At 62.9% G+C, this 6,652-nt stretch carries 7 protein-coding genes and 1 pseudogene; 7 read left to right on the top strand and 1 reads right to left on the bottom strand.

What is annotated here, in order from left to right; all coding sequences use genetic code 11:
- From EOC93_RS32055 to EOC93_RS32025, 7 genes and pseudogenes are all read left to right on the top strand, one after another.
- A pseudogene (locus EOC93_RS32055) lies at positions 1–304 on the top strand (ABC transporter substrate-binding protein); the annotation flags it as partial.
- Between the two features lie 70 nt (positions 305–374).
- Positions 375–1,217: an ABC transporter permease gene (locus tag EOC93_RS32050; RefSeq protein ID WP_095484993.1), complete on the top strand. Its 843-nt coding sequence runs from the start codon at positions 375–377 to the stop codon at positions 1,215–1,217.
- Positions 1,214–2,017, top strand: coding sequence for an ABC transporter permease subunit (locus EOC93_RS32045; RefSeq protein ID WP_095484992.1), 804 nt, complete (start codon positions 1,214–1,216; stop codon positions 2,015–2,017). Before EOC93_RS32050 ends, EOC93_RS32045 begins: the two co-directional genes overlap by 4 nt.
- Positions 2,018–2,059: 42 nt before the next feature.
- A complete protein-coding gene (locus tag EOC93_RS32040; RefSeq protein ID WP_006327249.1) occupies positions 2,060–3,067 on the top strand; it encodes an arginine deiminase family protein in 1,008 nt (335 codons plus the stop codon).
- A gap of 15 nt (positions 3,068–3,082) precedes the next feature.
- On the top strand, positions 3,083–4,162 hold the full coding sequence (locus EOC93_RS32035) for an ABC transporter ATP-binding protein (protein ID WP_095484990.1): 1,080 nt from the start codon (positions 3,083–3,085) through the stop codon (positions 4,160–4,162).
- A gap of 36 nt (positions 4,163–4,198) precedes the next feature.
- Positions 4,199–4,873: an isochorismatase family cysteine hydrolase gene (locus EOC93_RS32030; protein ID WP_127206613.1), complete on the top strand. Its 675-nt coding sequence runs from the start codon at positions 4,199–4,201 to the stop codon at positions 4,871–4,873.
- A 1-nt stretch (position 4,874) separates the two neighbouring features.
- The gene (locus EOC93_RS32025) at positions 4,875–5,213 is read left to right on the top strand and encodes a GYD domain-containing protein (RefSeq protein WP_127206612.1); all 339 of its coding nucleotides are present in this window, start codon (positions 4,875–4,877) and stop codon (positions 5,211–5,213) included.
- A gap of 7 nt (positions 5,214–5,220) precedes the next feature.
- Here the strand turns inward: EOC93_RS32025 and EOC93_RS32020 are convergent, their stop codons facing one another.
- Positions 5,221–6,168: an LLM class flavin-dependent oxidoreductase gene (locus EOC93_RS32020; protein ID WP_127206614.1), complete on the bottom strand. Its 948-nt coding sequence runs from the start codon at positions 6,166–6,168 to the stop codon at positions 5,221–5,223.
- Between the last annotated feature and the right edge of the window lie 484 nt (positions 6,169–6,652).

The following is a 6,652-nucleotide window of genomic DNA, read 5'->3' as shown; positions in this document are numbered from 1 at the left end:
GATCTGGGAACAGACTATCCTTTCGGCCAGCGCATGGTCGGTTCCCAAGGGCAATCCCGCCGGCAAGAAAGTGTTCGATTTCATCAATTCGACACTCGATCCGGCAGGCCAGCTCGTGCTGCTGCAGATCATGGGCAACGGGCCTTCCAATCCCAAGACCCTGGCCTTGATGACGCCGGCGGACGCCGCCGTGAACCCGACGACGAAGGAGAACGCGGCCTCGCAGATCATGCTCAACCCCGCCTATTACGCGGAACACGAGACCGAGCTCCAGAACAAGTATCTGGATTTCATCTCGAGCTGATTGACGAGCCAACAGGGAAGGGCTGCCGCCGGCAAGGCGGCGGCCTCTCATCCGATGCGAATTTGATCCGATGCGCAATTTCAAGACAACAGCTCTGCTGCTGACCGTTCCCGCCAGCCTGGTGGCGATCGGCCTCTATGCAGCGCCGATCCTGCAGGTTCTGGCATTGAGCCTGACCGAGCCGAAGTTCGGCCTTGCCAACTACCAGAGCCTGTTCGCCAACGCAGCCGTGGGCCGCGTCGTCATGACGACGCTCAAAGTGTCTCTGATGACGACGGTGCTGACCGTGCTGGCGAGTTACGTCGTCGCCTTCGCCATCATCCATATGTCGGCAGGCTGGCGCCGCATCTCGCTGTTCCTGGTGCTGGTGCCGTTCTGGATATCGGTGCTGGTCAGGGCATTTTCCTGGATCACCATCTTGCGCCGGCGCGGCGTTCTCAACAGCGCTTTGATGGAGATGGGCGTCATCTCGAGCCCGCTCGACCTCGTCTATAATCTCTTCGGCGTCACCATCGGCATGGTGCACTACATGATGCCGTTCGCCATCCTGCTGCTCTATGCCAATTTGTCGGACATCGACCGCCGTATCATGCAGGCGGCGCGCTCGCTAGGCGCACGCCCGGCCACGATCTTCTGGCGCGTCTGGCTGCCGCTCAGCCTGCCCGGCATCGCGCTTGCGACTCTGTTCGTCTTCGTCTTCTCACTCGGCTTCCTGGTCACGCCTGCTCTGCTCGGCGCCGGCAAAACCCTGATGATCGCCGAATACATCTCGGTTCAGATATCGAGCACCTCGCGCTGGGATCTGGCAACATCGCTGTCGACGATGCTGCTTCTGGTGGTCGGCATTATTGTCTTCGCTGCCATGCGCAGCCCGGCGCTGCGCGCCGCCTTCGTCGCGAGGCCGCAGCAATGAGGCTTCGGCGCATCATAGAAGTCGGCCTGCCGCGCCTGCTCGCCTGGTGCCTGCTCGGCTTCCTGTTCGTTCCGATCCTGGTGGTGATCCCGGTCGCGCTCACCGACCGCGATTACCTGTCGCTGCCGCAGGACGGCATTTCGATGGAGCATTTCGCGGCACTGACCGACTGGAGCAAGGGCTGGCTGCCAAGCATGCTGACCAGCGCCGGCATCGCGCTGGCCTGCGCCGCGATCGCCACGGCTCTCGGCGTCGCCTTCGCCGTCGGCGCCTGGGCGGCGGGCGGCTGGTGGCCGTCCCTGATGCGCATCCTCCTGCTGTCGCCGATGATCGTGCCGCCGATCATCTACGCGGTCGGCATGGTCAAGCTCTGGGCGCGGCTGTCGCTGCTCGACAGCTACACCGGCGTCGTCCTGGTGCATGTCGTGCTGGCCCTGCCGCTGACCGTGCTGGCCATCGGCGCGTCGCTCTCCAACCTCGACCAGCGGCTGGTGCAGGCGGCGAGAAGCCTCGGCGCCAGGCCGATGACCGTGTTCGGCAAGGTGATCCTGCCGAATATCGTTCCCGGCGTTGCCGCCGGCGCCCTGCTCGCCTTTGTCGCGTCCTGGGACGAGATCACGGTGACGCTGTTCATCACCGGACGCGCCGTCGTCACGCTGCCGCGCCGCATCTGGACGAGCATCCAGGATGCCGTCGACCCGGCGCTGGCGGCGATCGCCACCGTCCTGCTCGTCGTCACCGTGCTGGCGCTGGTCGCACGAGCGCTGATCGAACGCAGGCAACGGCAACGGAAATTCTAAATTCAAACACCTCGGAAACAGATCGAAAGGAAAGGAATACCCATGAGCACCGCGATGAGCGACAACGAATACCGTGAGAACAAGTTCTTCAGCATCTTCGGCTCCGTTCCGGAACCGGGCTTCGACACCGCTGAGGAGCAGATCCCGGTATGGGGCCGCCATTGGGGCTGCTCGAACGATGTCGGCAAGCTGCGCGCCGTCCTGATGCATCGCCCCGGCGACGAGCTTTCCGTCGTCGAGAACAAGCCGATGCCCGAAGTCGGCGGCTTCGGCGATCCGGAAAAAGGCTGGTACTGGATGGGCCGCACCATGCCCGACCTGCCCGCCATGCAGCGCGCCCACGACGAATTCACCGGTTTGCTGCGTTCGGAAGGCGTCGACGTCATTCTCGTCGACAAGGCCGCTCCCGGCGCGATGAAGCAGATCTACACGCGCGACAGCGTCATCGGCATTCCGGGCGGCGCCATCGTCACCCGCCTGGCGCGGCGGGTGCGCCGCGGCGAGGAACTGCCGGTGACACGGGCGCTGGCCAAGGCCGGATGCCCGATCCTCGGCACCATCCACGGATCGGCCGTCTTCGAAGGCGGCGGCTTTGCCTTCATCGATGCCAAGACCGCCGTCTGCACGGTCTCAATCGCCTGCAACCCGGAAGGCGTGCGGCAGGTCGAGAGCATCCTCGCCGGCCTCGGCGTGACGCTGATCAAGGTGCCGATGCCCGGATACCGTATTCACATCGACGGCGCTTTCATTATGGTCGACGTCGAGACGGCGATCGTCAATGTCAACGAACTGCCCTACCCGTTCATTGAATATCTGGAGAAGCGCGGCATCAAGATGATCGAACTGCCTCCCGAGGACAGCGCCATGTCGCTCAACTGCCTGGCCGTCGCGCCCGGCCGGGTGATCATGCATGGCAGCCGCTCGAAGCGCCTGGCCGACAGGCTCGACGCGGCCGGGATCACCGTGCTGACCTGCAATTACGAGACGGTCGAACTCGGCGGCGGCGGCCTGCATTGCTCGACCGCACCGCTGATCAGGGACCCGATCTGATATGGTCTCGAACTGATGGCATTGCTGGTCATCGACGATCTCGAAAAGACTTATGACAAGGTCACCGCCTTGACCGGGATCGACCTCTCGGTCGAGGCGGGAGAGTTCGTCACCTTGCTCGGGCCCTCGGGGTCCGGCAAGACGACCTTGCTGATGTCGCTGGCCGGCTTCACCACGCCGAGCAAGGGGACGATCCGCCTCGACGGCAAGGACATCACCCATGTCGACCCCGAGGACCGCAATTTCGGCTTCGTCTTCCAGGGTTATGCGCTGTTCCCGCATCTCTCCGTCGCCAACAACATCGCCTTCTCCCTCCGCGTCCGCAAATGGGAGAAGCCGAAGATCGCCGCGCGGGTGGCCGAAATGCTGTCGCTGGTCGGCCTCGACAATCTGGCCGAGCGCAAGCCGCGCGAATTGTCGGGCGGCCAGCAGCAGCGCGTTGCCATCGCCCGCGCCCTGGCCTTCGGGCCGCGCATCCTTTTGCTCGACGAGCCGCTTTCGGCGCTCGACCGCATGCTGCGCGAATCCATGCAGAAGGAACTGAAACGGCTGCATCGCGAGACCGGGGTGACCTTCGTCTACGTTACCCACGATCAGGAGGAGGCGATCGCCATGTCCGATCGCATCGCGGTGTTCAATCATGGCCGCATCGTCGAAATCGGGCTGCCCCGCGACCTCTACAAAAAACCGTCGACGCGCTTCGTCGCCGGTTTTCTCGGCGAGAACAATTTCCTGTCCGGCCATCGTGCCGATGATGACGAGACGATGGTCGAGGCGTTCGGCACGCGCTTCGGTTCTGCCCCCGTCAAGGGCCGCCGTGAGCGCCCCGGCGACACACTCACTGTCTGGGTGCGCCCCGAGGACATCCGCATCGGGCAGGCAACGGACGACGAGATCGGCTTTCGCGCGACGGTCGTCGAGAATTCCTTTGTCGGCGCGCTGGAACGCATCCTGCTCAAGACGGCGACCGGCGAACAGATGGTTGCGACGCTGCGCTCGGAAGCAGCCGTCGCGGCCGTTCCCGGACAAGTCATCGACTGCCGCATTGACCCGTCCGCTATCGGCGTCCTGCCGAACGAAACCCGGGGGTCTTGAGCCGACGAAACATATCTCGCTGGAGAAGAGAGAAAAATGATCAAGGCGACACCTTTCGATTTCCCCTATGACGGCAGGCTGGTGCCTGGACATACTGCTCTTGTCGTCATCGACCTGCAGGGCGATTTCCTGTCGACATCTGGCTATTTTGCCAAGCAGGGATACGATCCGAGCCCGCTGCGAGCCATTCTGCCGACGGTCAATCGCCTGATCGCGGTCGCCCGCGCGGCAGGCCTGAAAATCATCCACACCAGGCAAGGCTACCGGGCCGACATGGCCGACATGACGCCCTACGAGAAATGGCGCCGCAAGCGGGCCGGCCTCGAGGGTACCGACATCCTGCTGCGTTCGAGCCCCGGCTTCCAGATCGTTCCCGAGATCGACGTCGCGCCTGAGGACATCATCGTCGACAAGACCTGCAATGGCGCTTTCACCTACACCGATTTCGAGCACGTGCTGCGCGCGCAGGGCATCACGCATCTGCTGTTTTCAGGATGCACGACCGATGTCTGCGTGCACACGACCTTGCGCGAGGCCTGCGACCGGAATTTCCAGTGCCTGACGATCACGGATGCTTGCGCCAGCGGCGACAGATATGCGCATGAGGCTGCACTCCACATGGTGACGGTCGAAAATGGGATTTTCGGCGCGCTGACCGATTCAAGCGCCGTTATCGCGGCGCTGTCGCTACTCTCCGGCAAGGCGCACTGATATGCCCGAAGATATTGCCGACACACCCGCCGCAGCCAAGACCGGCCGGCTTTACGTCTCGCTGATGCGGTTGACCGACAAGGGGCTGGCTGAGCTTGCCGGCAGCCCCAATCGCCGGAAAATCAGCGAGGAGCGGGTTGCCGCACTTGGCGGCAAATCCGTCGCCTTCTATGCCACGCTCGGCGCCTATGACTTCGTTCAGGTTTTTGAAATGCCTGATAACGAGGCCATGATGCAGTATGTGCTGACGGCCCGGCGCGACGGCTTCGTCGAGCCTCTCATTCTGCCGGCGTTCGACCCGCCGACCTTCGGCGACATTGTCGAACGCGTCCTGAAATAACCAGCGTTCAGCCTGCGGCACGTGTTTCCCGGACCACGCGGGACGCAAACGCCTCGGGCTGCGGGGCATCGGCCTCGCGACGCGCCACCGAGTTGCGCAACAGCGCGATCACCTCGCGGCCAGCCGTCGCGATTTCGCGTGGCCTGTCGACGCCAACGATCATGAATTCCTGGATTCCCAAGGCCGCGTAAGGAAGCAGCGCCAGCGCGACCTGCGCCGGAGGCCCGGCAATTTCGACCGCCTTCTGACAGGCGGCGTTGTCCTCCGAACGGATCCTGACGGGAAGCGCGAAACGCAGCTTGCCGGCCCGGCCGTGTTCGGCGGCGGCACTGCGCACCCGCTCCATCAGCTGCCGGATCTCGTCGAGCGAACCTGGCGTCAGCTCGAAGACATCGGCATGCCGCCCGGCGACCCTGAGGGCCGTTCCGGACTGTCCGCCCATCCGGATGGTCATGTCGGCGCCATGCGGTCCCTTGCGCGGCACATAGCCGGCCCTGACGCTGTAGAAGGCGCCTTCATGATCGAACGGCCTGTCGTTCGACCATAACCGCTTCAGCAGCACCAGATATTCGTCGATCCGCTGCCAGACGACCGTATGGCCGACCGGACGTGCCTCGGCATCGTCGTCGCTCAGCGGCTCGCTGAGCATCCTGAGCGACAGCCGACCGCCACTTTCTGCGTCGAGGGCTGCCAATTGCCGCGCCGCCACCGTCGGCTCGATCACACCCGCCCAATGTGCGAGAACGACCTCCAGAGATGAGGTGCGGCTCAGCGCCTGGGCGGCAATATCCATATTGGTCAGCAGCCCAGCCGGATCGTCGACGACGATCTTTTGGAAACCGATGTCCTCGACCAGCGACAGCTTTGTCGCGGTTTCCGCGAAATCGTAGAAAAACGGCACGGTTGAGTCGGCGGGGTGAGTTTTACCGGGAACATGCGTGAACTCGATCGGCATTGCCATCTCCTCCATCACGTTGGGATCACGGGCGCGCAAAAGCGCACCTGAATTCGGTTCATTCAACTCCGGTATTCTGAAAGCGGCAGGTCGCTACCCCCTGATCATTCAGGGCCCGACGGCTCGGGACTTCATGGTCAAGGGATAAGGCCCAGAACAACCGCTCCGGTGAACACAAACGCAAGGGCAAAAACGAGATAGGCAAAGGCGCCTGCATAGGCCGGCCGCCAAGTCTGGTCAGAACCAAGCCTTTGGCCTTTGCGGGCAGTCCGGGCGTTCTGGAAATAGGACATATCGACCTCCGTCTTCGGCGGTTAATCTATAAAATCAGTAGACTTTGTCGAGTGCTATTTTCCAGCGATTATTAGAATGTTTTTCTCAATTATGATGATAATTTGGTTTGTTTTCTGCTTAGAGCTATGCTTCCGAGCCTGATCGGCCAAGTGATAAAAACCCCGGGCTCCTGCAGGCGGAGGGACGGGGG

The organism is Mesorhizobium sp. M6A.T.Ce.TU.002.03.1.1 (genome assembly GCF_003997275.1).
Lineage (GTDB): Bacteria > Pseudomonadota > Alphaproteobacteria > Rhizobiales > Rhizobiaceae > Mesorhizobium > Mesorhizobium mediterraneum.
Note: the sequence above shows the minus strand (reverse complement) of the source record. Positions and strands in the feature narration are given on the sequence as shown.